Raw genomic sequence first — 25,071 nt, 5'->3', positions numbered from 1 at the left:
CCTTCCTGACCGCATCTCGTCCACAGCCGGTAAGCTATGCTTGCAGTTGTTCTGCTGCCACTCACCGGATCGAGTCCACATCGTTTTTCAAACCTTGTTTGGGGGAACCATGAAGCAAACCGTAGCCACACTGATCGCCAAAACGCTGGATCAAGCCGGCGTAAAACGCATTTGGGGCGTGACCGGCGATTCGCTCAACGGCCTTAGCGACAGCCTGCACCGCATGGGCACCATCGAATGGCTGGGCACCCGCCATGAAGAGGTGGCCGCCTTCGCCGCCGGCGCCGAAGCCCAGCTTACCGGCCAGTTGGCGGTGTGCGCCGGTTCCTGCGGCCCCGGCAACCTGCACCTGATCAACGGCCTGTTCGACTGCCACCGCAACCATGTGCCGGTGCTGGCGATCGCCGCACACATCCCTTCCAGCGAAATCGGCAGCGGCTACTTCCAGGAAACCCATCCGCAGGAGCTGTTCCGCGAATGCAGCCACTATTGCGAGCTGGTCTCCAACCCGGAACAGCTGCCGCGCGTGCTGGAGATCGCCATGCGCAAGGCGATCCTCAATCGCGGCGTCTCGGTGGTGGTCTTGCCGGGCGACGTGGCGCTGCGCATGGCGCCGGAAGACGCGACCCTGACCTGGCATACCCCGGCGCTGCCGCTGGTGCAGCCGCCGATGAGCGAGTTGAACAAGCTGGCGGAAACACTGAACAAGGCGAAGAACATCACCCTGATGTGCGGCAGCGGCTGCGCCGGCGCGCATGATGAAGTAGTCAAGCTGGCCGAGCTGCTGCAGGCGCCGGTGGTGCACGCGCTGCGCGGCAAAGAGCATATCGAATGGGATAACCCCTACAGCGTCGGCATGACCGGGCTAATCGGCTTCTCCTCCGGCTACCACGCGATGATGAACGCCGACACGCTGGTGCTGCTCGGCACCCAGTTCCCCTATCGCGCGTTCTACCCCACCAACGCCAACATCATTCAGATCGACATCAACCCCGGCAGCATCGGCGCGCACTGCCCGGTCAATATGGCGCTGGTGGGCGATATCCACACCACCCTCACCGCCCTGCTGCCGCAGCTGGAACCGAAGCGCGACCGGGCGTTCCTCGACAAGGCGCTGGAACATTACCGCAACGCGCGCAAGGATCTCGACGGGCTGGCGACCGCCAACGACGACCAGCCGATCCACCCGCAGTATCTGGCGCAGCAGCTCAGCCAGTACGCCAGCGACGACGCCATCTTCACCTGCGACGTCGGCACGCCGACGGTGTGGGCCGCCCGCTACGTGAAAATGAACGGCAAGCGCCGCCTGCTCGGTTCGTTCAACCACGGTTCGATGGCCAACGCCATGCCGCAGGCGATCGGCGCTCAGGCCACCGCGCCGGATAAACAGGTGATCGCCATGTGCGGCGACGGCGGCTTCACCATGCTGATGGGGGATTTCCTGTCGCTGGCGCAGCTCAAGCTGCCGGTGAAAATCGTGGTGTTCAACAACAGCGTGCTGGGATTCGTGGCGATGGAGATGAAGGCCGGCGGCTACCTGACCGACGGCACCGACCTGCATAATCCGGACTTCGCGGCGATCGCCAACGCCGCCGGCATCAAGGGCATCCGCGTGGAAAAAGCCTCCGATCTGGACGGCGCGCTGCAGGAGATGTTGGCGCATCCCGGCCCGGCGCTGCTGGACGTGGTCACCGCCAAGCAAGAGCTGGCGATGCCGCCGCAGATCAAGTTCGAACAGGCGAAAGGCTTCAGCCTGTACATGCTGCGCGCCATCATCAACGGCCGCGGCGACGAAGTGGTTGAACTGGCGAAAACCAACTGGCTGCGTTAAGCAAGCTGCCCCGGTAAAATAAAGGGTATATGATGCCATGTACCCTTTTCCTCTCCCTTACATTCCAGGAACCCTATGCTTATCGATCTACGCAGCGACACCGTTACCCGCCCCAGCGCCGCCATGCGCCAGGCGATGGCTCAGGCAGAGGTCGGCGACGACGTCTACGGCGATGACCCGACGGTCAACGCGCTGGAGGCCGAGGCGGTGCGCCTGTCAGGCAAAGAAGCGGCATTGTTTCTGCCCAGCGGCACCCAGGCCAACCTGGTGGCGCTGCTGAGCCACTGCCAGCGCGGCGATGAATACCTGGTCGGTCAGCAGGCGCACAACTACAAATACGAAGCCGGCGGCGCAGCGGTGCTGGGCAGCATTCAGCCGCAGCCGATCGAGGCCGACGCCGACGGCACGTTGCCGCTGGACAAGCTCGCCGCCGCCATCAAACCCGACGACATCCACTTCGCCCGCACCCGGCTGCTGAGCCTGGAAAACACCATCAGCGGCAGAGTCTTGCCGCAGGCCTACCTGCAGCAGGCGTGGCAGTTTACCCGCGAGCGGCAGCTGGCGCTGCATATCGACGGCGCGCGCATCTTCAACGCCGCCGTGGCGCTGAACCTGCCGCTGAAAGAGATCGTGCAATACTGCGACACCTTCACCATTTGCCTGTCGAAAGGGTTGGGCGCGCCGGTCGGATCGCTGCTGTGCGGCAGCGAGGCCTTCATTCAGCGTGCGCTGCGCTGGCGTAAGATGACCGGCGGCGGGCTGCGTCAGGCCGGCATCCTGGCGGCGGCCGGCCTCTACGCGCTGGAGCATAACGTTGCGCGGCTGCGCGAAGACCATGACAACGCGGCCTGGCTGGAGCAACAGCTGCGGCAGATCGGCGTGGAGATCGCCGCTCCCGGCGCGCAGACCAACGTGCTGTACCTGCGCCAACCACCGGCGCTGGCGGCCAAATTCGGTCCGTGGATGCGCGAACGCGGCGTGCTGATCAGCAGTGGCCCGCTGACGCGCATTCTGACCCACCTCGACGTCAGCCGTCAGGATCTGCAGCGGGTGGTCGAACTGTGGCGGGAGTTTCTTCAGCAGCACGCCTGATCGCTTGGGGCGCAGGCCGCGCCCCGCAATCAGAAAATCCAGCGGCCGTAAACCCAGTACCACAGCCCCAGCACCGCCGCCAGGTTGAGCGCGACGCTGAGGATGAACCAGGTTTTAAACGGCTGTTTCTGGGTTTTGTGGCGAAACAGCTGCTGCGCCAGCAATGCACCCAACCACCCGCCCAGCGCGCCGAACAGCAACAGCGTCGTCTCCGGCACCCGTCGCCACCCTTTGCGCGCCGCCAGCTTATCGCCGCCGTAGATCAGAAACGTCAGCAGGTTCGCCAGCAGCAACCCCATCCACACCGGATGCGGCGAGAACAAACTGGCGATCAGCGCCAGGCCCAGCAGGGCGTAACAAATCACATTGAGCTTCATGACATCCGGTCTTCGTTCGATAAGGGGCGCGTAGTGTGAACCTGCGTCGCGGCGGATGCAACCGGCTTATACCCATACAAAAAGTGCATTTAAACCCTGAATTTGGCATCCTGTCGTTCTGCGACTCTTTCACCGCACAAGGCGGCCCGATGATACCCCAACGCGTACTGGTTCTTGGAGCCAGCGGCTATATAGGCCAGAACCTGATCCCGCACCTGATCGAACAGGGGCACCAGATTACCGCCGCCGCGCGGCGCATCGAGTGGCTGCAGGAGCAGAACTGGCCGCAGGTCAACTGCCTGTATGTCGATCTGTACCGCCCGGACACCCTGAGCGCGGCGCTGTGGGAAATCGATACGCTGTACTATCTGGTGCACGCGATGGGCGACGGCGACGACTTTATCGAAAAGGAGCGCCAGGCGGCGGAAAATCTGCGCGACGCGCTGCGCAATGCCGGCGTCAGGCAGGTGATCTTCCTTGGCGCGCTGCAGCCGAACGACGACAGTTCGCCGCACCTGGTGGCCCGCCGCCTGACCGGCGAGATCCTGCGCCAAAGCGGCGTACCGGTCACCGAGCTGCGCGCCGGCATCATCGTTGGCCCCGGCTCGGCAGCGTTCGAAGTGATGCGCGACATGGTCTATAACCTGCCGGTGCTGACACCGCCGCGCTGGGTGCGTTCGAAATCGTCGCCGGTGGCGCTGGAGAACCTGCTGGTTTATCTGGCCGATCTGCTGGCGCATCCGGCGCAGGAACACCGCATCTTCGATGTCGCCGGGCCGGAATACCTCAGCTATCAGGACATGTTCCAACGCTTTATCGCCATCAGCGGCAAACGGCGCTGGCTGATCCCGATCCCCTTGCCGACGCGGCTGATTTCGGTGTGGTTCATCAGCCTGATCACCTCGGTGCCGACGCCGATCGCCCGCGCGTTGATCCAGGGGTTGAAGCACGATCTGCCCGCCGACGGCCGGCCGCTGCAAGCCTTGATCCCGCAGCGTCTGCACACTTTTGATCAGGCGGTCACCGCCACGCTGCAGCGCGAACTGGAAGTGGTCGACTCCGCCGACTGGGGCTACGATCCGGCGGCGCGGGCTCGCTGGCGCCCTGGCTACGGCTACTACCCCAAACAGGCCGGTTGCGCGCTGGACACCGCCGCCTCCAGCCAGGCCCTGTGGCAAACGGTGCAGCAGTTGGGAGGCGAAGAAGGCTATTTCTACGCCAATATCCTGTGGCGGATCCGCGCCCGCATGGACGACATGATCGGCAACGGCGTGGTCTATGGCCGCCCGGCGCGCGCGGCCCTGGCGCTGGGTGACGAGATCGACGGCTGGAAAGTGATTACCCTGAAGCCGCTGCGGCAGCTGGCGCTGCTGTTCGGCATGAAGGCGCCCGGCCTGGGGCGGCTGAGCTTCACCATCACCGATCGCGGCGATCGCCGCACGCTGGACGTGCGCGCCTGGTGGCACCCGGCCGGCTTCAGCGGGCTGCTGTATTGGTTCGCCATGATGCCCGCGCATCTGTTTATTTTTCGCGGCATGGCGAAGCGCATCGCCGAGCTTGCCGAGAACCTGGACCGCCAACAGCGCTGAACGGCGCTCATTTGTCGATCAACCGCACAGTTTGCCGCTGTGCTTCGGGGCTTTCCGATTGCATAGCGCACGAAATCACGGAAGAATGGCATCTTATTTGCTGGGAGCGCCGCAAGCGCCCGCCGGTATTCCGATTTTGGGTGAGAATAGAGTCCGTTATGAAGGTATTGGTCACCGGTGCCACCAGTGGGTTAGGCCGTAACGCCGTTGAATATCTGCGCCGTCAGGGCATCAAAGTGCGCGCCACCGGCCGCAACCAGGCGATGGGCGGCCTGCTGGAAAAAATGGGCGCGGAGTTCATTCATGCCGATCTCACCAATCTGATCTCTTCGCAGGCCAAGGCGATGCTGGCGGATGTCGACGTGCTGTGGCACTGCTCCAGCTTTACCTCGCCCTGGGGCACCGAAGAAGCCTTCGAGCTGGCCAACGTGCGCGCCACTCGCCGCCTTGGTGAATGGGCGGCGGCCTATGGCGTGGCGCAGTTCATTCACATCTCTTCCCCGGCGATCTATTTCGATTACCACCATCACCGCAACGTAACCGAAGACTTCCGCCCGCAGCGCTACGCCAATGAGTTCGCGCGCAGCAAGGCCGCCGGCGAGCAGGTGATCCAGCAGTTGGCGCTGTCCAATCCGCAGACCCATTTCACCATTCTGCGCCCGCAGGGATTGTTCGGGCCGCACGACAAGGTGATGCTGCCGCGGCTGCTGCAGATGATCAAACGCTACGGCAACCTGCTGCTGCCGCGCGGCGGCGCGGCGATGGTGGACATGACTTACCTAGAGAATGCGGTGCACGCCATGTGGCTGGCGACGCTAAAAGAAGACACGCCGTCCGGCCGCGCCTACAACATCACCAACCAGCAGCCGCGCCCGCTTCGCACCGTGGTGCAGCAGCTGATCGACGATCTGGGCATGAAGTGCCGCATCCGCTCCGTCCCCTACCCGATGCTCGACATGATGGCGCGCGGCATGGAGCGCCTGGGCAGCAAAAGTGAAAAGGAGCCGGTGTTGACCCACTACGGCGTCGCCAAACTCAACTTCGACCTCACGCTCGATACCACCCGCGCGCAGCAAGAGCTGGGCTATCAGCCGATCGTCTCGCTGGAAGAAGGCATCGCGCGCACCGCCCGCTGGCTGAAAGATCACGGCAAACTGCACGGCCTGTAATCAACGCCACGCGCCGTACTTCACCAGCAGCGCATCGATAATCGCCTCACTCTCTGCATCCGGCTCACCGCGAACATCGTCGGGCCGGAAATGCATCTGAAACGCCGCCAGCACATTGCGCTGCTGCCGCGCATCCCATGACGAATCAACCGCGTAGCCATAACGCGCCAGCTTTTCGAGCAGCGGCGCCAGCGGCACCGGCGCCTGTCTGTCGCGCCCCGCCAGCAGTCGCTGCACGTCTGCCTCGTCCGGCCAGGCGCCGATGCCGGCCTGCGCCAGTTGCCGCCAGGGGAACAGCGGGCCGGGATCCTGTTTGCGCTGCGGCGCAATGTCGCTGTGCCCCACCACGTCCTGCGGCTGGATGCCATAGCGTTGGATGATGTCGCGGCTCAGCGGAATCAGCACGGCGATCTGCTCCGCCGTGTAGGGCTGCCAGTGGGTGAACAGCATGCTGCGGGTGAACCCCTTGTTGACGATTTCGATGCCGATCGAGGTGTCGTTGAGATTGCTGCGCCCTCGCCAGCCGCTGGCGCCGGCATGCCAGGCGCGCATCGCTTCCGGCACCAGCCGGTACACCGTCGGTTTGCCGTGTTCACGCTGCGGATGCGCCGGCAACAGATAGTGCGCGCTGACGTGTTCATCGGTCAGCGTTTTCAGCGATGAATGGAAATCTTCCGCCGTGTAGTGCATCACCAGAAAGCGAATGCGCCGATCGGCGCCCTGCGCCTGATGCAAGGTTTCGAGCTGGTAAGCGCCGCGATCGACGAGCGTGTCCTGCTGCGGATTTTGGCACCCAGCCAACAGCGCGGCGGCGATGATCCCTGGCCAAATTTTCACTTATCCTCCCTGTGGTTTGGTGATTTGATCTAACGTTAACGTTAAGCAATAGTCGCCACGGAAGCCACCCGCCGACAAAGTAAAAACGCCCCGGCGTGAGCCAGGGCGTTAAGGCATGGGATTAGCGGCTGACTTTCACCGCGGTGCCGCTGACGGTCACCATCAGCATGCTGCCGTCTTTGCCAACGGTTTCATAATCGATATCAATGCCGACCACCGCGTTGGCGCCCAGCTCTTTCGCCTGATCTTCCAGTTCTTCGAACGCGATCAGGCGCGCCTTGCGCAGCTCTTTCTCGTAAGCGCCCGAACGGCCGCCGACGATATCGCGCACGCCAGCGAAGAAATCACGAAAAATGTTGGCGCCGAGAATCGCTTCGCCGGTGACGACGCCGCAGTATTCAGTGATGGTAAACCCTTCCAGGGTCGGGGTAGTTGAAAGCTGCATCAGAACTCCTTGTTTGATTAATTCAACGTATCTATGACCAGAAGATTGACATTATGTTCGCTTAATCAATGGCACGCAGTACGAATGCAAGGCCAAAAAACGCATTTATACTGTAAGCTATCGGTCTTCATGGTAGAGACTTTCACATAAGGTAATAAGATGAAAACAAAAACGATTGCGGCTGTTTTACCCTTAGCGCTGTTGCTGAGTGCCTGTACCACGGTGGAACCGGCATACAAGGATATCGGCACCCGCAGCGGCAGCTGTGTGGAAGGCGGCCCGGATACGGTCGCGCAAAAGTTCTATGACCTGCGCATCCAGCAGGGCGCCGGCCTGCCGGACAGCAACCGCCTGGCGCAGCTGCAGCCTTATCTGAGCAAAGTGCTGTATCAGGATCTGGTCAGCACTGCTCAAAACCCGGGCAAGCATCAGATTACCGGCGATCTGTTCTCCGGCAATGCGCAGGGGCCAAGCAGCGCATCCGTCGCCAGCGCCTCGACCATTCCCAACACCGATGCGAAGAACATCCCGCTGCGCGTTGACCTGAGCTACCAGAAAGACGCCAACAGCACCGTGAACTGGCAGGACGAAGTGCTAATGGTGCGCGAAGGCACCTGCTGGGTGGTTGATGATATTCGCTACCTGAATGTTCCTGCGCACGCCACCAACGGCAGCGTACGCCAGGTGCTGGAAAACCAGTAACCCGCTTCCCCCGGCCGACGCGGGCTGGCCGCGTCGGTCATCCCGCCGCCCGTCTACCGCTCGAATTTCGTCCAATAGAAAAAATTTCGCTACCGATCTCACAGCCTGCGCCACAAATCCCCTCCCTCGGCTTGAGTCGCGGTATCTTGTGCTAATCTTTTACTGTCCCGCCGCACACTCATAAATTTTAACGCACAAAGATTGCATAAGTATTCTGTGGAAGTTAACATTTGCGGCATCAATGTCTATTCAATTCTGGCGCATGAGTATTCAACTTAACGGTATCAATTGCTATTACGGCGCTCACCAGGCGCTGTTTGACATCACGCTGGAATGTCCAGCCGGGGAAACCCTGGTGCTGCTTGGCCCAAGCGGCGCCGGGAAAAGTTCATTGCTGCGGGTGCTGAACCTGCTGGAAATGCCGCGTTCGGGCCAACTGCAGATCGCCGGCAACCAATTCGACTTCAGGCAAGCGCCGGGCGAGAAAGCCATTCGCGAACTGCGCCAAAACGTCGGCATGGTGTTCCAGCAATACAACCTGTGGCCTCACCTCACCGTGGTTCAGAACCTGATCGAGGCACCTTGCCGCGTACTGGGTCTGACCAAGGCTCAGGCGATGGAGCGCGCCGACAAGCTGCTCAAGCGTCTGCGCCTGACCGACTTCGCCGATCGCTTCCCGCTGCACCTTTCCGGTGGCCAGCAGCAGCGCGTGGCGATCGCCCGCGCCCTGATGATGGAGCCGCAGGTATTGCTGTTCGATGAACCGACCGCAGCGCTGGATCCGGAAATTACCGCCCAGATCGTCAGCATCATTCGCGAACTGGCCGGCACCGGCATCACGCAGGTGATCGTCACCCACGAAGTGGAAGTGGCGCGCAAAACCGCCAGCCGCGTGGTGTACATGGAAAACGGCCACGTAGTGGAGCAAGGCGACAGCAGCCACTTCACGCAGCCGCGGACCACCGAGTTTGCCAACTACTTATCACACTAACAATTAACTTGCTGTAATTTGGGGAGTTTGCGATGAAAAAACTAATAATCGCCGCCGTTCTGGCCGGCATCAGCGTTTCCGCCTCCGCAGCCGAAACCATCCGTTTCGCTACCGAAGCCTCCTATCCTCCGTTTGAATTTATTGACGCCGGCAACAAGATTCAGGGTTTTGATGTCGATCTGGCCAACGCGCTGTGCAAAGAAATGCAGGCCGAGTGTACCTTCACCAACCAGGCGTTCGACAGCCTGATCCCAAGCCTGAAGTTCAAGCGTTTCGATGCGGTGATGGCCGGTATGGACATTACGCCGGAGCGTGAGAAGCAGGTGCTGTTCACCAAGCCTTACTACGATAACTCGGCGCTGTTCATCGCGCAGAAAGGAAAAATCGCTGACGTGGCGGCGCTGAAAGGCAAGAAAGTCGGCGTGCAAAACGGCACCACCCACCAGAAATACCTGACCGACAAGCACCCGGAAATCACCACCGTGCCTTACGACAGCTACCAGAACGCCATTTTGGATCTGAAGAACGGCCGCGTTGATGCGGTGTTCGGCGATACCGCGGTGGTCAACGAGTGGCTGAAGCAGAATGACGCGCTGGCGGCAGTGGGCGCCAAAGTGACCGACAAAGACTACTTCGGCACCGGCCTTGGCATCGCGGTGCGCCAGAAGAACACCGATCTGCAGGGCAAGTTCAACGCCGCTCTGGACAAGATCAAGCAGGATGGGACCTATGAAACCATCTACAAAAAATGGTTCCAGCAGTAATACGCCCAAATGAATGAATTACAACCTTTAGCAAGCGCCGCCGGCATGACCGTCGGCCTTGCCGTTTGCGCCCTGATCCTCGGGCTGATTCTGGCGATGCTGTTCGCCGTATGGGAATCGTCCCGCTGGAAAGCGGTCAGCTGGCTCGGCACCGCCTGGGTGACCGTGTTGCGCGGCCTGCCAGAAATCTTGGTGGTGCTGTTTATCTATTTCGGCTCGTCGCAGCTGCTGCTGATGCTCTCCGACGGCTTTACCCTCAACCTCGGTCTGTTCCAGCTGCCGATTCAGTTGGCGATCGACAATTTCGAAGTCAGCCCGTTCCTGTGCGGGGTGATCGCTCTGGCCCTGCTCTATTCCGCCTACGCCTCGCAGACGCTGCGCGGCGCGCTCAAAGCGGTGCCGCAGGGGCAGTGGGAATCCGGTCAGGCGCTTGGACTGAGTAAGGCGGCGATCTTCTTTCGCCTGATCATGCCGCAGATGTGGCGCCACGCCCTGCCCGGCCTCGGCAATCAGTGGCTGGTGCTGTTGAAAGACACCGCGCTGGTGTCGCTGATCAGCGTGAACGATCTGATGCTGCAAACCAAGAGCATCGCTACCCGCACCCAGGAGCCTTTTACCTGGTATGTGATCGCCGCGGCCATCTACCTGCTGGTGACGCTGTTCAGCCAATACGTCATCAAACGCATTGAGCTGCGCGCCACGCGCTTTGAGCGGGGGCCGGCCTGATGATTGAATATTTGCCGGAGATCCTCAAAGGGTTGCACACCAGCCTGACGCTGACCGTCGCCGCGCTGATCGTCGCGCTGGTGCTGTCGCTGCTGCTGACGGTGATCCTGACGCTGAAAACGCCGATCCTGACGCCGCTGGTCAAGGCCTATGTGACGCTGTTCACCGGCACGCCGCTGCTGGTGCAGATCTTCCTGATCTACTACGGCCCCGGCCAGTTCCCGGCGATCCGCGACTACCCTTGGCTGTGGAACCTGCTGTCGCAGCCCTGGCTGTGTGCGATGATAGCGCTGGCGCTGAACAGCGCGGCCTACACCACGCAGTTGTTCTACGGCGCGGTGCGCGCCATTCCCGCCGGGCAGTGGCAATCGTGCGAAGCGCTTGGCATGTCGCGCCGGCAGACGCTGCGCATTCTGCTGCCGTTCGCCTTCAAGCGCGCGCTGTCGTCTTACTCCAACGAAGTGGTGCTGGTGTTCAAAAGCACCTCGCTGGCCTATACCATCACGCTGATGGAAGTGATGGGCTACAGCCAGCTGATGTACGGCCGCACCTACGACGTGATGGTGTTCGGCGCCGCCGGCCTGGTGTACCTGTGCGTCAACGGCCTGCTGACGCTGCTGATGCGCCTGGTGGAGCGTCGCGCGCTGGCGTTTGAGCGTCGCAACTGAGGCCGCCGCCCCCATAAGCCCCGCCATTGTGCGGGGCTTTTTTTATCCTCAAGGCAATACTTAATCATTTATATTGCATTTTAATTCACTCAATGGCAGGGTTAACAACAGGCATTCGCGCAAAAACCTCTGGCGATTACCAGTAAAAACAAACGATAGCGAATAATCACTTTCAGGATCCAGACAGGAGCTCTACGCATGAAAAAACTGCTGCTTGCCGCGACGATGTTAGCCGGGATGACCTTTAACGCCACCGCGGCCGAAACCATCCGCTTCGCCGCCTCCGCCACCTACCCACCGTTCGAATCGCTCGACGCCAACAACCAGATCGTCGGCTTCGATATCGATCTGGCCAACGCGCTGTGCAAGCAAATGCAGGCGCAGTGCACCTTCACCAACCAGGCGTTCGACAGCCTGATCGCCGCGCTGAAATTCAAGAAATACGATGCGGTGATTTCCGGCATGGATATCACGCCGGAGCGCAGCAAACAGGTCGCTTTCACCCAGCCTTACTACGCCAACTCGGCGATCGTGATCGCGCAAAAAGGCAAGTTCAGCTCGCTGGCGGATCTGAAAGGCAAAAAGCTCGGCATGGAAAACGGCACCACCCACCAGAAATACATGCAGGACAAGCATCCGGAGATTAACACCGTTTCTTACGACAGCTACCAGAACGCCATTCTGGAGCTGAAAAACGGCCGCATCGACGGCGTGTTCGGCGACACCGCCGTGGTGAACGAATGGCTGAAAACCAACCCGCAGCTGGCGCCGGTGGGCGAGCACATCACCGATGCGCAATACTTCGGCACCGGTCTCGGCATCGCGGTGCGCCCAGACAACCAGGCGCTGCTGGCCAAGCTGAACGCCGCGCTGGACGCCATCAAGGCCGACGGCACCTACAAAGCCATCAACGACAAGTGGTTCCCGCAGTAAGTCCGCGTGTGGAGTCGCCCTCCTTCGGCGGCTCCATCTAATTGCCACCCCATCCGGTTAGTGCTAAATTTGATACTGAATTTAGCATCAAGGATAACATCATGACGGTTCAACCCATTCTTGCCGACTCGGCAGTCAGCATCAGCGATTTTAAGAAATCGCCCAACGCCGCCCTTAAAGAGGCACAAGGGCAACCGGTCGCCGTCCTGACCAACGGTAAGATTTCGGGATATTACGTCTCTCCGGAAACCTGGGAGGCGATCGCGGAGTACCTGGAAGATATCGAACTCGCTGAAATCGTTCGTTCACGGATGAACGGCAAACGCATTAAGGTCAATTTGGATGACTTATAAGCTTGAATTCGAAGAACATGCGCTGAAGGAATTTAAAAAACTGTCCCCGGTGATCCGGGAACAGTTCAAAAAAAAGCTGGCATCGGTGCTGGTTAATCCCCACATCCCCGCCAACAAACTCGCCGGTTTGCCTGATTGCTACAAAATCAAACTCAGAGCCTCAGGCTTTCGTTTGGTATATCGCGTCATGGAAACGGAGATCGTGGTTCTGGTCCTGTCTGTGGGCAAACGCGAACGTTCAGCGGCTTACACGGCTGCCAAAAAGCGCCTTTAACGCCGCACCAGCAGCGTCAGCACTTCGTAGTGCGAGGTATGCGGGAACATGTCGAACAGCTGCACCCGTTCGATGCGATACCCCGGCAACATCTCGATATCTTTCGCCATGCTCTCGGCGTTGCAGCTCGAATAAAGAATATAGTCCGGCGCCATCCGGCTCAAATAGTCGCACAGCGCCTGGCCGATGCCGCGCCGCGGCGGATTGACCAGCACCAGCTGCGGCACCTGGCCTTCGGCGGTGGCGAAGCGGGTGGAATCGAGCGCCTGAAAATCTACCTGCAACAACCCTAACCGCTGCGCCGACTGGCGCGCACAGGCGATCGCCTCCGCGCTGATTTCGATGCCGGTCAGGCGCGTCTGCGGCTGCGCGCAGTGCAGGCCGAAACCGCCGACGCCGCAGAACAGATCCCACATGCTGTCGATACCCAGCGCGCGCACCCAGTCGCGGGCGGTGGCATACAGTTCGGCGGCCACCTGCGGGTTGGTCTGAAAGAAGCTTTGCGGGCGGATGAACAGCGGCACCTGATTGAACTGTTCCTCCAGCGCCTGCTGTTCGGTCAGCGCGATCTCGCGCTCCCCTTCCATGATCGCCATATGCACCGGTTGAATATTGGCGGAGATCACCCTGAGCTGCGGCAGCTGCTGCTGCAGCCATGGCAGCGCGGCGCGCAGCTGTGCCAGTTTGGTTTCCGAGCGCAGCACGAAACGCAGCATCACGCCGCCGTCGAGCGTGCTTTCGGTCAGCAGCAGGTATTTCAGCTCGCCGCGTTTGCGCGCCACGTTATACGGCGTCAGGCCGGCGCGGGCGATAAAGCTTTTCAGCACCGCAAACATCGGCGCAAAACCGGCGGGGTACAGCGGGCAGTCGCTCAGATCGACCGGCGTGCCGTCGCGGTGCAGCATGCCGAGCAGCGGTCGCTCCACGCTGCCGCTGACCACCATCTTGGCTTTATTGCGAAATGCGCTCAGTTCCCCCGCCACCGGCTGCAGCCACTGCGCGACGTCGCGCCCGGCCAGCAGCGATTGCAGGTGATGCTGTTTGTCGGCCAGTTGCTGCGGATAGGGCTTTTCCAGCCACTGACAGGAACGGCAGGTGCCCGCCGTATACAAAGCGCAATGCATGAAGATTACCGTGAAGTTCAGGATGACGAATTAAGGGCGCAGAGTTTACCACTCCGCGCGCCTAAAATCTCACTTGCGCGCGGTGAAGAAGCGGCGGCTGGCGGCAGGAACGAACAGCAACGCCAGGATCACCACGTCGGGGATCTTTTGCAGGATCAGAACGTGCAAGATTTGGCCGCTGGTTTCCCCCTCCACGGTGAACACCTCTGGGAAGACGCTGCCGATGGTGGCCAACAGCAGGTAAAGCACCACGATGCACTGGCAGGCCACATAGCCCCAGCGCCCCCAATTGCGGCCGCGCATCACCGCAAAGCCGCAGCTGATTTGCAGGCACAGCAGCATCAGGCCGGCCAGAAAGATAAAGGTGGAATCCCACGCCTGCGCGCTGGTGTTGACGAACTCCTGCGCGCCGTCGACGCCCAGCTCACCCAGCAGCAGCAGCACGCTGATACACTTGATCGCCACCATGGCGGTGCCCGCCACCATCACCGGCACCGGCGCATCCGAAGTCGATCCCATTCCCTGCCCGCTTTTCAGCATGTCTGACATATCCGTGTTCCGCTACGACGCGCCACCTATACAGGTGGCGCATGTAAAGTCAGGTAGTTAGTCGCAATACTTATTGATTGCAAAAATAGCAGGTTTGTTACGATTCAGCTACGGGCCGCCCGCTGCAATTCACGCGATCGTTGTTTTTCCGAGCGCGCCATAAACCACCAGGCGATCAGGCCGAGGATGCCCACCACCAGCAGGATCAGGCTGGCCAACGCGTTAATTTCCGGGTTCACCCCCATCCGCACGCTGGAGAACACCAGCATCGGCAGCGTGGTGGCGCCCGGGCCGGAGACGAAGCTGGCGATCACCAGATCGTCCAGCGACAGGGTAAACGCCAGCATCCAGCCGGAGATCAGCGCCGGCGCAATCATCGGCAAGGTGATGACGAAGAACACCTTCAGCGGCGGCGCCCCCAGATCCATCGCCGCCTCTTCAATCGAGCGCTCCACCTCGCGCAGACGCGAGCTGATGACCACCGCCACATAAGCGGTACAGAAGGTGACATGCGCCAGCCAGATAGTGAACATGCCACGTTCCGACGGCCAGCCGAAGGCATGCCCCATCGCCACGAACAGCAGCAGCAGCGACAGGCCGGTGATCACGTCCGGCATCACCAGCGGCGCGGTCAGCATAAACGCGAAGCCGGTCGAACCGCGAAAGCGGCCGAATCGCACCATCACCACGGCGGCGATGGCCCCCAGTACCACCGCGGCGGTGGCGGAGGCGGCGGCGATGGTCAGGCTGAGCCCCACCGCGCTGATCATCGCCGAATCGTGGAACAGTTCGCTATACCAGCGCATGGACCAGCCGGCCCACACCGTCACCAGCTTGGAGCTGTTGAAGGAGTAGATCACCAGCATCAGCATCGGCGCATACAGGAAGGTAAAGCCGACAGTCAGGATGGCGATGCGCCACGGTGAACGCACTACCGGCAAGTTGTTCATTCCTGCCCCCCTATTTCCTTGTTCTGGTGTTTGTGGAACCACAAAATTGGCACGATCAGCAACAGCAGCATGATGGTGGCGACCGCCGAGGCCACCGGCCAGTCGCGGTTATTGAAGAACTCCTGCCACAGCACGCGGCCGATCATGATGCTGTCCGGCCCGCCGAGCAGTTCCGGGATCACGAACTCCCCCACTGCCGGAATGAACACCAGCATCGAACCGGCGATGATGCCGCCGCGCGTCAGCGGCACGATCACGCTGAAGAAGGTTTTCAGCGGCCGGGCGCCCAGATCCAGCGACGCCTCCACCAGCGAGTAATCCAGCCGGATCAGCGCCGTGTAAATCGGCAGCACCATAAACGGCAGATAGGAATAAACGATGCCGATATACACCGCCAGGTTGGTGTGCAGGATCACCAGAGGTTGATCGATCACCCCTAGCCACATCAGAAAGTTATTCAGCGTGCCGTTGTTTTTCAGGATCCCCATCCAGGCGTAGACGCGGATCAGGAACGAAGTCCAGGAAGGCAGGATCACCAGCAACAGCAGAATGTTGCGGGTCGACGCCTTGCTGTGCGCCACCGCCCAGGCCAACGGATAGCCGATGATCAGGCAACACAGCGTCGAAACCGCCGCCACGCGCAGCGACTGCAGGTAGGCATCGATATACAACGGATCGTCGGTCAGCTGCAGATAGTTGGCGAAGTTGAGCGCAATGTTCAGCTTGCCGTCCACCCAGCTCATCAGCTCGGTGTAGGGCGGCACCGCCAACGCCAGCTCCGCCAGGCTGATCTTGAACACGATCAGGAACGGCAGCATAAACAGCAGCGTCAGCCATAAATACGGCAATGCGATCACCAGCTTGCGGCCGTGAGCCATCAGCAGGCGATGGAACAGGACCTTGAGGGTGGCGGGCGTTTTGGCCGGCGGTTCCGGCGTGCGTTCAGAAAGCAGGGTCATACGGGTTACTCCTTACCAGCGCCACTACACCGTCAACACGACACAGCTGTCGGTTTCCCAGCACAGACGCACTTCATCGCCCCAGGTGGGCATCCCCTTGCGGAAACGATGGCCGTTTTGCAGCTGGGCGCTGATAATCTGCCCGCTGTGCAGCTTCACGTGGTAGATAGACAGATCGCCCAGGTAGGAAATGTGCGCCACTTCCCCCACCGCAAAGTTGCAGCCGTCTTCCGGCACCCGTTCGCACAGCAGGATCTTTTCCGGCCGCAGCGCCACCTGGATCGGCACGCCGTCCACCACCGAGGCGTCCGGATCCACCTTGATCGCATGGCGCAACCCGGGGCTTTGCAGGATCAGCGCATCGTCGTGGCGCTCTTGCAGCACGCAGTCGAAGACGTTGACCGAACCGATAAATTCGGCGCTGAAGCGGCTGTTCGGATGCTCGTAGATCTCTTCCGGCTCGCCGATCTGCACGAACTTGCCGCGGTTCATGATGGCGATACGCCCCGCCATGGTCATCGCCTCCTCCTGATCGTGCGTCACCATCACGCAGGTCACGCCGACGCGCTCGAGAATGTCGGTCACTTCCAGCTGCATGCGATCGCGCAGCTTCTTGTCCAGCGCGCCCATCGGTTCATCCAGCAGCAGCAACTTCGGCCGCTTGGCCAGGCTGCGTGCCAATGCCACCCGCTGCCGCTGGCCGCCGGAAAGCTGGTGCGGTTTGCGTTTGGCGTACTCCTGCATGTGCACCAGCGCCAGCATTTCCGCCACCCGTTCGGCGATCTCCGCCCGCGGCATTTTGTCCTGCTTCAGGCCGAACGCGATGTTTTGCTCCACGGTCATGTGCGGAAACAGCGCGTACGACTGAAACATCATGTTGATCGGCCGCTGGTACGGCGGCACGTGCGACATATCCTGCCCGTCGAGCACGATCTGCCCTTCCGTCGGCTGTTCAAAGCCGGCCAGCATGCGCAGCAAGGTGGACTTGCCGCAGCCGGATGGGCCAAGCAGCGCAAAGATCTCGCCCTTGTAGATGGTGAGGCTGACGTCTTCGACCGCATTCTGTCCGTCGAAGGTTTTGGTGAGGTTACGGATTTCCAGCAGAGGGGTGAAGACCTTCTGCGACTTGGCTTGAGGACGAGGGATGGCGTCGTTCAATCGGGGTGCTCTCCGGCGTAAAGCGGCACAAAACCACGGCGAGCGCCGTGGCCCAAAACGGCAATGCAGGCGGGGAGCGCCCGCCTGCCGGTTTACCGACGATGGGGGGATCCCCCCCATCATCACTTCCCGCTTTTAACTTTAGTCCATGCGCGGGTAATGACACGGTCCAGCTTCGGCGACTGCACGTTGAGCGTGAACAGCTTGGCGCGCAGATCGGCCGGCGGATAGACGTTCGGGTTCTCGCGCACTTCGGCGTTCACCAGCGGCGTGGAGTCTTTCACCGCATTGGCGTAATAGACATAATTGCTTATGCCCGCCATCACGTCAGGTTTCATCAGGAAGTTCAGGAACTGGTACGCGGCGTCTTTGTTCTTGGCGTCCTCCGGCATGGCGAACATGTCAAAGTAGGTCAGCGCCCCCTCTTTCGGGATCGCGTAGGCTACGTTCACGCCGTTCTTCGCCTCTTTGGCGCGGTTGGCCGCCTGCATCACGTCGCCGGACCAGCCGATCGCCACGCAGATATCACCGTTAGCCAGGTCGTTGATGTACTGAGAAGAGTGGAAGTAACGAATGTTCGGCCGCAGTTTCAGCAGCAGATCGTTGGCCGCGCCGGTGTAGTCCGCCGCATTGGTGCTGTTGGGATCCTTGCCCAGGTAGTGCAGCACGGTGGCGTAAACCTCGCTCGGCGCATCGAGGAAGGAGACGCCGCAGCTTTTCAGCTTCTCGAGGTTTTCCGGCTTGAGGATCAGATCCCAACTGTCGACAGGCGCGTCTTTGCCCAATGCCGCCTTCACCTTGTCGACGTTATAGCCGATGCCGGTGGTCACCATCAGGTATGGGATGCCGTATTTGTTGTCTTTATCGTTGTGTGCAACCAGCTTCAGCATCTCGGGATCGAGATTCTTGTAGTTGGGCATTTTGCTCTTGTCGAGCGGTTCGAAGATGCCGGCCTGCGACTGGCGTTCGAGGAAGTTGGATGAAGGAACCACCAGATCATAACCGGTGCTGCCCGCCATCAGTTTGCCTTCCAACACTTCGTTGGAGTCGAAGACGTCGTACACCACTTTGATGCCGGTTTCTTTCTGGAAATTAGCCAAAGTGTCCGGCGCGATATAATCGGACCAGTTATACACGTGCAGCGTTTTCTCTTCGGCTGACGCATTGACGGACGCGGCCATCAACAGGCCGGCAACCACACCCGATAACCACTTTTTACGTTGGGTGACCATCCGTAACTTCCTCCAAAACAGGGTGAATCATAGAATTGAACTTGTATCTGCAGCGATACAAAACCTTTCCTGATTGAGCGCAATCGTTGCAACCGCGAATTGAATGGCTATGCATATGATTGCATGCGCCTTTTTCACTGCCCTGCTCGCGTGGTCACAAGGGAAATCGCAAGCCCTTTGCAGAATCAGCAGCATAGCCGCTGCCATCGCAACCCGCCAGCCCCCAGGGTAAAAAACGCCTTTTATCGATTTTTTATGCAGTTTTCTCTATGTGATACGCCATTAACGGCACAAAAGGCGAGAAAGATCGGGCGGCAAAGGCCAAAGTGCAGAATATTTTATTGCGGAGGGGAGTCACGGCAGCATGCCGCCGGAGCGACGGCATGCTTAAGGTATGGCGAGGGTCAGTGCAGCATCGGCTGACGCACGGCGCCAGCGGGGATCTCTTCTTCGTCCCCCATAAACAGCAGATCGTTCGCCCGCGCCTCGAGGATCACCATCGAGACCTGCTCTTCGCCCTGCTGCATGAAGTGGGTGAACTGCTCGTAGGTGATGCCGACCGCCACGCTCAGCGACTGGCAGACGATCAGCTTCGGCAGGTTGTCGTCCTGAATGTCGACAAACGCCTTGATGGTCAGCGAGCTGGCGTTGATCTGGCTCAGGTCCGCCACCAGCGGGATCAGCGCGGTCGGCTTCACCTCGGCCAACGCGGAGAACAGAATGACGTTGTCCACCAGATCTATCTTGGCGTCGAACACACCGTCGAAGTTCTGCATGTGCGGCAGGTGCAGCGCCTGGCAGGAATCGCACTCAAAGAAAGAAATGCCCGACTGATCCAGCCAGCGCCGCAACAGCGCCAAATCGGGGACAATGAGTGAATCCATAATAACCAGCCTCACAATATTCAAAACGCGAAAAGGCGCATAGCTTACGGAATATTCACCCGATACGCCACGATCAATGCGGCTTAATTCACTAATTAAGATATTGCTCGGCGGGAAAAGCGCAACGCGCGTACCGTCAGCCGCCCGATTTCAGGCGGAACCCCGGCCGGCCGCGCTGCTCGATGTATTCGATCATCATGCCGGCAATGTCCAGCCCGGTAGTGGTTTCCACCCCTTCCAGCCCCGGTGAGGCGTTGACCTCCATCACCAGCGGGCCGCGCTCGGCGCGCAGGATATCCACCCCGGCCACGTCCAGCCCCAGCGTGTTCGCCGCTTTGACCGCAATCGCCCGCTCCCTGGCGGTGATGGTCACTTTGCGGGCGGTGCCGCCGCGGTGCAGGTTGGAACGAAACTCGCCGGGCCTGGCCTGCCGCTCGATGGCGGCCACCACTCGGCCCCCCACCACCAGACAGCGCACATCGCACCCCTGCGCCTCGCGCACGTACTCCTGCACCAGGATGTGGGCGTTCAGGCCGCGAAAGGCGTCGATCACGCTTTCCGCCGCCTGACGGGTTTCCGCCAGCACCACGCCGATGCCCTGCGTGCCTTCCACCAGTTTGACCACCAGCGGCGCGCCGCCGACCAGCTCGATCAGATCGCCTGTGTCGTCCGGCGAATGGGCAAAACCGGTGATCGGCAGATCGATGCCCTGCCGCGCCAGCAGCTGCAGCGAACGCAGCTTGTCGCGGGCGCGGGTAATGGCCACGGATTCGTTTAGCGGGTAGCTGCCGAGCAGCTCGAACTGGCGCAGCACCGCCGTGCCGTAAAAGGTAATGGCAGAGCCGATGCGCGGGATCACCGCATCGTAACGTTCCAGCTGACGGCCGCGATAATGAATGGTCGGCGCCGCCGGATTGATGTTCATATAGCAGGAGAGCGGATCGATGATATCGATACTGTGCCCGCGATCTTCCGCCGCTTCACGCAGCCGCTTGCACGAATAGAGCGATCCGTCGCGAGAAAGAATGGCAATTTTCACTCGTCACCCCAAAAGCCAACGCCTGCCCGGCAGGCGAGTTAGCGGCCGCGGCACTCAGGCGCGCGGATCGCGATCCTGATTATCTTTCGATGCGTCTGCATCTTGCGGTTTGCGGCGATCGTTTTCCGGCGGCAAGCCGCCGCGCATCAGCGGCCCGAAGCCCTGCACCACGCGCCATACCAGAAACGCCGCCGCCGGCACCATCAGCGCCACGCCGAGGAAAATCATGCCGACCGCCGCCTGCTGCGACGCCAGCCAGCCCGGCAGTTGCAGGTGGCCGTGAATGCTGAGGTAGGCCAGCACCAGCATCACGATGCCCAGCCCTTCCAACACCAGCACCGGGCGCGGTAAGTCACCGAATGAACGCATATTTTTCCTCTCCAGAAGGTCTGCCCCCAGTGTAGTGAATTCCCGCCGACGGTGACAGCCCCGGCAGACTAATTGGTTACATGAATCAGATTAACAGGTAATTCCTGCTTTTTTTTCACCGCCTCAACGGGCATAGTAGGCGCCATCTGACGCAGGTAATGACTTTTTCGGTGACGGGATGTCGTTGCAATCGCGAATAATTTATCGAAAATCCAATTAAGGAGCGTTGCATGTTTGCAGTAATCTTCGGGCGTCCTGGCTGTCCTTATTGTGTCCGCGCTAAAGAACTGGCGGAAAAACTGACTGAAGAACGCGACGATTTCAACTTCCGTTATGTTGACATCCACGCGGAAGGCATCACCAAGGCCGATCTGGAAAAAACCGTCGGCAAACCGGTTGAAACCGTGCCGCAGATCTTCCTGGATGAGAAGCACATCGGTGGCTGCACCGATTTCGAAGCTTACGCCAAAGAACACCTGAACCTGTTCCAGTAAGTTTTTGAACGGCAAAAAGGCGCTTTATGCGCCTTTTTTTATTGCCGCTGCCGCCGGTGCAACTGCTGAAGCGTGTGCAACAAACCGAGGGCGAACAGCATCAGCATCGCGCCGAACACGCACCAGAACACCGCGCTGGTGGCGTAAGCCAGTTCCTGCCAAAACGACGAGGACGGCGTCAGCCAGAAGTGGCGGATCAGCAGGCACAGCGGCAATGCATACAGCGCGCCAAGCAACGGGCAAAGCAGCCGCTTGCGGCTCGACAAATAGCTGGCGATCGCGCCGGGGATCACAAACAGCAGCAGGCCGGTTTCACCGTGGTGCTCATGATCCGTGCTGCCGAACAGGCCGGTTTGCTGGCCGAGAAACACCAGGCTGAACAACAGAAAACAGCTGAGAATGCCCAGCCAATATCTATAACTCGTCATGCGAATTCTCCCCCGCCCAATTACCGCATCAATAGAAATCGGCTCGGTCACCCGTGCGGTGACGCTGAACCGAATTTTTTCCTTGGTCAAAAGAGAGTTAAATGCGCCCGGCGGCGCAGGAAATCAGCTTTCTGTGCTGGCTGTCATCGGTCATAGCGTCTAGAATGAACGCCGCCGAACGATGGTTCGCTTCGCCTTACGCTGGTGGTGATTTATGATGTCGTTTTAAGGCTGAATTTATCTCTTATAGTTATCTATATCAAGCACTTACTGGTAAACAATAAGTTATCCTCCGTGAACATAAACGTCGCTAGTTTGTTAAACGGTAACTACATTCTGTTACTGTTCGTGGTACTCGCACTGGGGCTGTGCCTCGGTAAACTCCGTCTGGGCTCCGTCCAACTCGGTAATTCCATTGGCGTTTTAGTGGTTTCTCTGCTGCTCGGCCAGCAACACTTCGCCATTAACACCGAGGCGCTGAATCTCGGCTTCATGCTGTTTATTTTCTGCGTCGGGGTGGAAGCCGGGCCTAACTTTTTCTCGATTTTCTTCCGCGACGGCAAGAATTACCTGATGCTGGCGCTGGTGATGGTCGGTTCGGCCATGGTGATCGCCATCGGCCTCGGCAAGCTGTTCCACTGGGACATCGGCCTGACCGCCGGCATGCTGGCCGGCTCGATGACCTCGACGCCGGTGCTGGTGGGCGCCGGCGATACGCTGCGCAACACCATCGTCAACGGCCCGGCGCTGCTGGCGGCGCAGGATCATCTGAGCCTCGGCTATGCCCTCACCTACCTGATCGGTCTGGTCAGCCTGATTTTCGGCGCGCGCTACCTGCCAAAACTGCAGCACCAGGATCTGTCCACCTCCGCCCAGCAAATCGCTCGCGAACGCGGCCTGGACACCGACAGCCAGCGCAAGGTCTACCTGCCGGTGATCCGCGCCTACCGCGTCGGCCCCGAGCTGGTGGCCTGGGCCGACGGCAAGAACCTGCGCGAACTGGGCATCTACCGCCAGACCGGCTGCTACATCGAACGCATCCGCCGCAACGGCATTCTGGCCAACCCGGACGGTGACGCGGTGCTGCAGGTGGGCGACGAGATCTCGCTGGTCGGTTATCCGGACGCCCACGCGCGGCTGGATCCGAGCTTCCGCAACGGTAAGGAAGTGTTCGACCGCGATCTGCTCGACATGCGTATCGTGACCGAAGAGATCGTAGTGAAGAACAGCAACGCGGTGAACAAACGCCTGAGCCAGCTGAAGCTGACCGACCACGGTTGCTTCCTCAACCGCGTGATCCGCAGCCAGATCGAAATGCCAATCGACGACAGCATCGTGCTCAACAAGGGCGACGTGCTGCAGGTGAGCGGCGACGCGCGCCGGGTGAAGAGCGTGGCGGAGAAGATTGGCTTTATCTCTATCCACAGCCAGGTGACCGATCTGCTGGCGTTCTGCGCCTTCTTCATCATCGGCCTGCTGATCGGCCAGATCACCATTCAGTTCAGCAACTTCTCGTTCGGCATCGGCAACGCCGCCGGCCTGCTGATGTCCGGCATCATGCTCGGCTTCCTGCGCGCCAACCACCCGACCTTCGGCTACATTCCGCAGGGCGCGCTGAACATGGTGAAAGAGTTCGGCCTGATGGTGTTTATGGCGGGCGTGGGTCTGAGCGCCGGTGCCGGCATCGGCCACAGCCTGGGCGCGGTCGGCGGCCAGATGCTGATCGCCGGGCTGATCGTCAGCCTGGTGCCGGTGATTATCTGCTTCCTGTTCGGCGCCTACGTGCTGCGCATGAACCGCGCCCTGCTGTTCGGCGCCATCATGGGCGCCCGCACCTGCGCGCCGGCGATGGAGATCATCAGCGATACCGCGCGCAGCAACATCCCGGCGTTGGGCTACGCCGGCACCTACGCCATCGCTAACGTGCTGTTAACGCTGGCGGGTTCGCTCATCGTAGTGCTATGGCCGGGCATACTCGGCTGATCGATTAGCGGGAGAGATGGATCGGCGATAAAAATATTTTGATTTTTTTGTCGCCGGCCAGAACTTTCGTTGGGGGCCGCAGTCTGAATTAGTGCCACTGCTTTTCTTTGATGTCCCCATTTTGTGGAGCCCGATAATCCCGCCTTTTAGGTTCAAGATTATCGGGTTTTTTGTTGCCTTTAAAAAATATCATTACTAAACAAGTAGCTACAAGAGTGGCGATTATCCTATGGCGATAAAGTGGCGACACAACTTCAACAACCTGCTTTATGATCAACCTGTTGCCTCCCCCCTTACCTCTCTAGTAACATGTACTCGTCCTTAACAAAAATGCAAAAGGAGGATTTCTTGACCCAATTTTTGCACACTGCTTTAGATTTTTAGTTCGGCCTAAAATTATACGGTAGTTGGCTTTTAGCTGTAAAAAGCGGTAATGGACAGATGCATGAGTGAGGAAAATTGAACCGGGCGCTAGATCAGTGACAATACTTTAGTCCTACTGACGAATGAAGGCTGCCGACTTTGTGTTCCCGCTAACCCCAAGTAGAGAGAGTCATCTACCACTGATATTCTGTGACTCATACCGAACTTTTGCATCACCCCAAATTATTTGTATGAGACATTCCGAACTTGTAGTAATTTCGGACGGGGGTTCAAATCCCCCCCCAGCCCCACCAAATAAAACAAGGGGTTACGTGAAAACGTAGCCCCTTTTTCTTACAAGTGGCGACAAAATGGCGACAGCCATTCAATGAGGAAACAATGATATCAATTGACTTGATTAGATACTTTCTAGGAGTTGGTGGGGCTGCGGCTCTCGGTATGCTGACTTTAGCCTACAAAGATCCGGCCTTCTACCTGAGTTATATAGAGAAAGTGATTACAATAATCGTTGGTATAATTTTTTTCTCCGCATGTGGAGCTTATGCAGCGGCATCATTACTTAATGACTATATAAGTTCAACTCCGAATTTAACTGAAGAACTATTAAAAAACATCAGTGCCCGTTTTGAAAATGGAAAAAACATCGCTTTAATTATAGGTGTAGTAGCTATGTTCTACTTCCTTTTTAATATATTTTGCATGGATGTTGCATATAGGAAAAAACCAGGGCATGAATAACCCCCCATATAGGATGGAGGGTTATTAAA

28 protein-coding genes are annotated in these 25,071 nt (G+C 59.5%); 15 read left to right on the top strand and 13 right to left on the bottom strand.

The genetic code is table 11. The features are described from left to right. The first annotated feature begins 109 nt into the window (after positions 1-109). Together poxB and ltaE are read left to right on the top strand one after the other, a co-directional pair. Complete coding sequence (gene poxB, locus WFM45_RS04125; protein WP_025302253.1) at positions 110-1,831, top strand: ubiquinone-dependent pyruvate dehydrogenase; 1,722 nt, start codon at positions 110-112, stop codon at positions 1,829-1,831. A 75-nt stretch (positions 1,832-1,906) separates the two neighbouring features. Continuing rightward, positions 1,907-2,923 carry a low-specificity L-threonine aldolase gene (gene ltaE, locus WFM45_RS04120; protein ID WP_021504350.1) on the top strand — a complete coding sequence of 339 codons (1,017 nt, stop codon included), beginning with the start codon at positions 1,907-1,909 and terminating at the stop codon, positions 2,921-2,923. A 29-nt stretch (positions 2,924-2,952) separates the two neighbouring features. Here ltaE and WFM45_RS04115 read toward each other — a convergent pair whose 3' ends face one another. Then, positions 2,953-3,300, bottom strand: coding sequence for a DUF1294 domain-containing protein (locus WFM45_RS04115; RefSeq protein WP_004928387.1), 348 nt, complete (start codon positions 3,298-3,300; stop codon positions 2,953-2,955). Positions 3,301-3,449: 149 nt separating this feature from the next. On the opposite strand from WFM45_RS04115, the gene WFM45_RS04110 reads away from it, so the two are divergent. Then, positions 3,450-4,889 carry a DUF2867 domain-containing protein gene (locus WFM45_RS04110; protein ID WP_033633466.1) on the top strand — a complete coding sequence of 480 codons (1,440 nt, stop codon included), beginning with the start codon at positions 3,450-3,452 and terminating at the stop codon, positions 4,887-4,889. 158 nt (positions 4,890-5,047) lie between these two features. Continuing rightward, positions 5,048-6,058: an NAD-dependent epimerase/dehydratase family protein gene (locus tag WFM45_RS04105; RefSeq protein ID WP_004928393.1), complete on the top strand. Its 1,011-nt coding sequence runs from the start codon at positions 5,048-5,050 to the stop codon at positions 6,056-6,058. On the opposite strand, the gene WFM45_RS04100 is transcribed toward WFM45_RS04105, so the two are convergent. Together WFM45_RS04100 and WFM45_RS04095 are read right to left on the bottom strand one after the other, a co-directional pair. Continuing rightward, positions 6,059-6,895, bottom strand: a complete 837-nt coding sequence (locus tag WFM45_RS04100) for an N-acetylmuramoyl-L-alanine amidase (RefSeq protein WP_085336398.1) — start codon at positions 6,893-6,895, stop codon at positions 6,059-6,061. Between the two features lie 121 nt (positions 6,896-7,016). Further along, positions 7,017-7,340, bottom strand: coding sequence for a heavy metal-binding domain-containing protein (locus WFM45_RS04095; protein WP_004928400.1), 324 nt, complete (start codon positions 7,338-7,340; stop codon positions 7,017-7,019). 159 nt (positions 7,341-7,499) lie between these two features. On the opposite strand from WFM45_RS04095, the gene WFM45_RS04090 reads away from it, so the two are divergent. The 8 genes from WFM45_RS04090 to WFM45_RS04055 all read left to right on the top strand — a co-directional run bounded on the left by WFM45_RS04090 (position 7,500) and on the right by WFM45_RS04055 (position 12,751). Further along, on the top strand, positions 7,500-8,042 hold the full coding sequence (locus WFM45_RS04090; RefSeq protein WP_015377301.1) for a lipoprotein: 543 nt from the start codon (positions 7,500-7,502) through the stop codon (positions 8,040-8,042). A gap of 262 nt (positions 8,043-8,304) precedes the next feature. Continuing rightward, positions 8,305-9,033, top strand: a complete 729-nt coding sequence (gene artP, locus WFM45_RS04085) for an arginine ABC transporter ATP-binding protein ArtP (protein WP_004928406.1) — start codon at positions 8,305-8,307, stop codon at positions 9,031-9,033. Positions 9,034-9,065: 32 nt separating this feature from the next. After that, positions 9,066-9,797, top strand: coding sequence for an arginine ABC transporter substrate-binding protein (gene artJ, locus WFM45_RS04080; RefSeq protein ID WP_004928409.1), 732 nt, complete (start codon positions 9,066-9,068; stop codon positions 9,795-9,797). 9 nt (positions 9,798-9,806) lie between these two features. Next, a complete protein-coding gene (artQ, locus tag WFM45_RS04075; protein WP_004928413.1) occupies positions 9,807-10,523 on the top strand; it encodes an arginine ABC transporter permease ArtQ in 717 nt (238 codons plus the stop codon). Then, positions 10,523-11,191: an arginine ABC transporter permease ArtM gene (gene artM / locus WFM45_RS04070; RefSeq protein ID WP_015377298.1), complete on the top strand. Its 669-nt coding sequence runs from the start codon at positions 10,523-10,525 to the stop codon at positions 11,189-11,191. Before artQ ends, artM begins: the two co-directional genes overlap by 1 nt. A gap of 198 nt (positions 11,192-11,389) precedes the next feature. Then, positions 11,390-12,124, top strand: coding sequence for an arginine ABC transporter substrate-binding protein (gene artJ / locus WFM45_RS04065; protein ID WP_015377297.1), 735 nt, complete (start codon positions 11,390-11,392; stop codon positions 12,122-12,124). A 101-nt stretch (positions 12,125-12,225) separates the two neighbouring features. Further along, a complete protein-coding gene (locus tag WFM45_RS04060) occupies positions 12,226-12,477 on the top strand; it encodes a type II toxin-antitoxin system Phd/YefM family antitoxin (RefSeq protein WP_004928423.1) in 252 nt (83 codons plus the stop codon). Then, on the top strand, positions 12,467-12,751 hold the full coding sequence (locus WFM45_RS04055; protein WP_015377296.1) for a type II toxin-antitoxin system RelE family toxin: 285 nt from the start codon (positions 12,467-12,469) through the stop codon (positions 12,749-12,751). Before WFM45_RS04060 ends, WFM45_RS04055 begins: the two co-directional genes overlap by 11 nt. Here the strand turns inward: WFM45_RS04055 and rlmC are convergent. The 9 genes from rlmC to WFM45_RS04010 all read right to left on the bottom strand — a co-directional run bounded on the left by rlmC (position 12,748) and on the right by WFM45_RS04010 (position 21,015). After that, positions 12,748-13,875, bottom strand: a complete 1,128-nt coding sequence (gene rlmC / locus WFM45_RS04050; protein WP_235363177.1) for a 23S rRNA (uracil(747)-C(5))-methyltransferase RlmC — start codon at positions 13,873-13,875, stop codon at positions 12,748-12,750. The two genes, WFM45_RS04055 and rlmC, sit on opposite strands and share 4 nt — an antisense overlap. Positions 13,876-13,944: 69 nt before the next feature. Next, positions 13,945-14,424 carry a YbjO family protein gene (locus WFM45_RS04045; RefSeq protein WP_048322681.1) on the bottom strand — a complete coding sequence of 160 codons (480 nt, stop codon included), beginning with the start codon at positions 14,422-14,424 and terminating at the stop codon, positions 13,945-13,947. A gap of 104 nt (positions 14,425-14,528) precedes the next feature. Beyond that, on the bottom strand, positions 14,529-15,374 hold the full coding sequence (potI, locus tag WFM45_RS04040; protein ID WP_336954725.1) for a putrescine ABC transporter permease PotI: 846 nt from the start codon (positions 15,372-15,374) through the stop codon (positions 14,529-14,531). Continuing rightward, positions 15,371-16,333, bottom strand: a complete 963-nt coding sequence (potH, locus tag WFM45_RS04035) for a putrescine ABC transporter permease PotH (protein WP_048322679.1) — start codon at positions 16,331-16,333, stop codon at positions 15,371-15,373. Before potH ends, potI begins: the two co-directional genes overlap by 4 nt. 24 nt (positions 16,334-16,357) lie before the next feature. After that, positions 16,358-17,491: a putrescine ABC transporter ATP-binding subunit PotG gene (gene potG / locus WFM45_RS04030; RefSeq protein WP_049187444.1), complete on the bottom strand. Its 1,134-nt coding sequence runs from the start codon at positions 17,489-17,491 to the stop codon at positions 16,358-16,360. A 122-nt stretch (positions 17,492-17,613) separates the two neighbouring features. Then, complete coding sequence (gene potF / locus WFM45_RS04025) at positions 17,614-18,723, bottom strand: spermidine/putrescine ABC transporter substrate-binding protein PotF (protein WP_336954721.1); 1,110 nt, start codon at positions 18,721-18,723, stop codon at positions 17,614-17,616. Between the two features lie 404 nt (positions 18,724-19,127). After that, positions 19,128-19,607, bottom strand: a complete 480-nt coding sequence (locus tag WFM45_RS04020; RefSeq protein WP_004938666.1) for a YbjN domain-containing protein — start codon at positions 19,605-19,607, stop codon at positions 19,128-19,130. Between the two features lie 136 nt (positions 19,608-19,743). Then, entirely contained in the window at positions 19,744-20,646 is a 903-nt protein-coding gene (gene rimK / locus WFM45_RS04015; protein WP_166729764.1) for a 30S ribosomal protein S6--L-glutamate ligase, read from the bottom strand. Between the two features lie 54 nt (positions 20,647-20,700). Continuing rightward, positions 20,701-21,015, bottom strand: coding sequence for a YbjC family protein (locus tag WFM45_RS04010; RefSeq protein WP_015377290.1), 315 nt, complete (start codon positions 21,013-21,015; stop codon positions 20,701-20,703). Positions 21,016-21,245: 230 nt separating this feature from the next. On the opposite strand from WFM45_RS04010, the gene WFM45_RS04005 reads away from it, so the two are divergent. Next, the gene (locus WFM45_RS04005; RefSeq protein ID WP_004938676.1) at positions 21,246-21,509 is read left to right on the top strand and encodes a GrxA family glutaredoxin; all 264 of its coding nucleotides are present in this window, start codon (positions 21,246-21,248) and stop codon (positions 21,507-21,509) included. A gap of 38 nt (positions 21,510-21,547) precedes the next feature. Here the strand turns inward: WFM45_RS04005 and WFM45_RS04000 are convergent, their stop codons facing one another. After that, a complete protein-coding gene (locus tag WFM45_RS04000) occupies positions 21,548-21,937 on the bottom strand; it encodes an inner membrane protein YbjM (RefSeq protein WP_015377289.1) in 390 nt (129 codons plus the stop codon). A 294-nt stretch (positions 21,938-22,231) separates the two neighbouring features. Here WFM45_RS04000 and WFM45_RS03995 point away from each other — a divergent pair, with 294 nt between their 5' ends. Together WFM45_RS03995 and WFM45_RS03990 are read left to right on the top strand one after the other, a co-directional pair. Further along, complete coding sequence (locus tag WFM45_RS03995) at positions 22,232-23,920, top strand: aspartate:alanine antiporter (protein ID WP_004938680.1); 1,689 nt, start codon at positions 22,232-22,234, stop codon at positions 23,918-23,920. Between the two features lie 762 nt (positions 23,921-24,682). Then, positions 24,683-25,042, top strand: a complete 360-nt coding sequence (locus WFM45_RS03990) for a hypothetical protein (protein WP_079449456.1) — start codon at positions 24,683-24,685, stop codon at positions 25,040-25,042. Positions 25,043-25,071: the final 29 nt, after the last annotated feature.

The organism is Serratia sp. KG1D (assembly GCF_037150675.1).
GTDB classification, from domain to species: Bacteria; Pseudomonadota; Gammaproteobacteria; order Enterobacterales; family Enterobacteriaceae; genus Serratia; species Serratia nematodiphila.
This window is presented reverse-complemented; position numbering and strand designations above follow the sequence as displayed.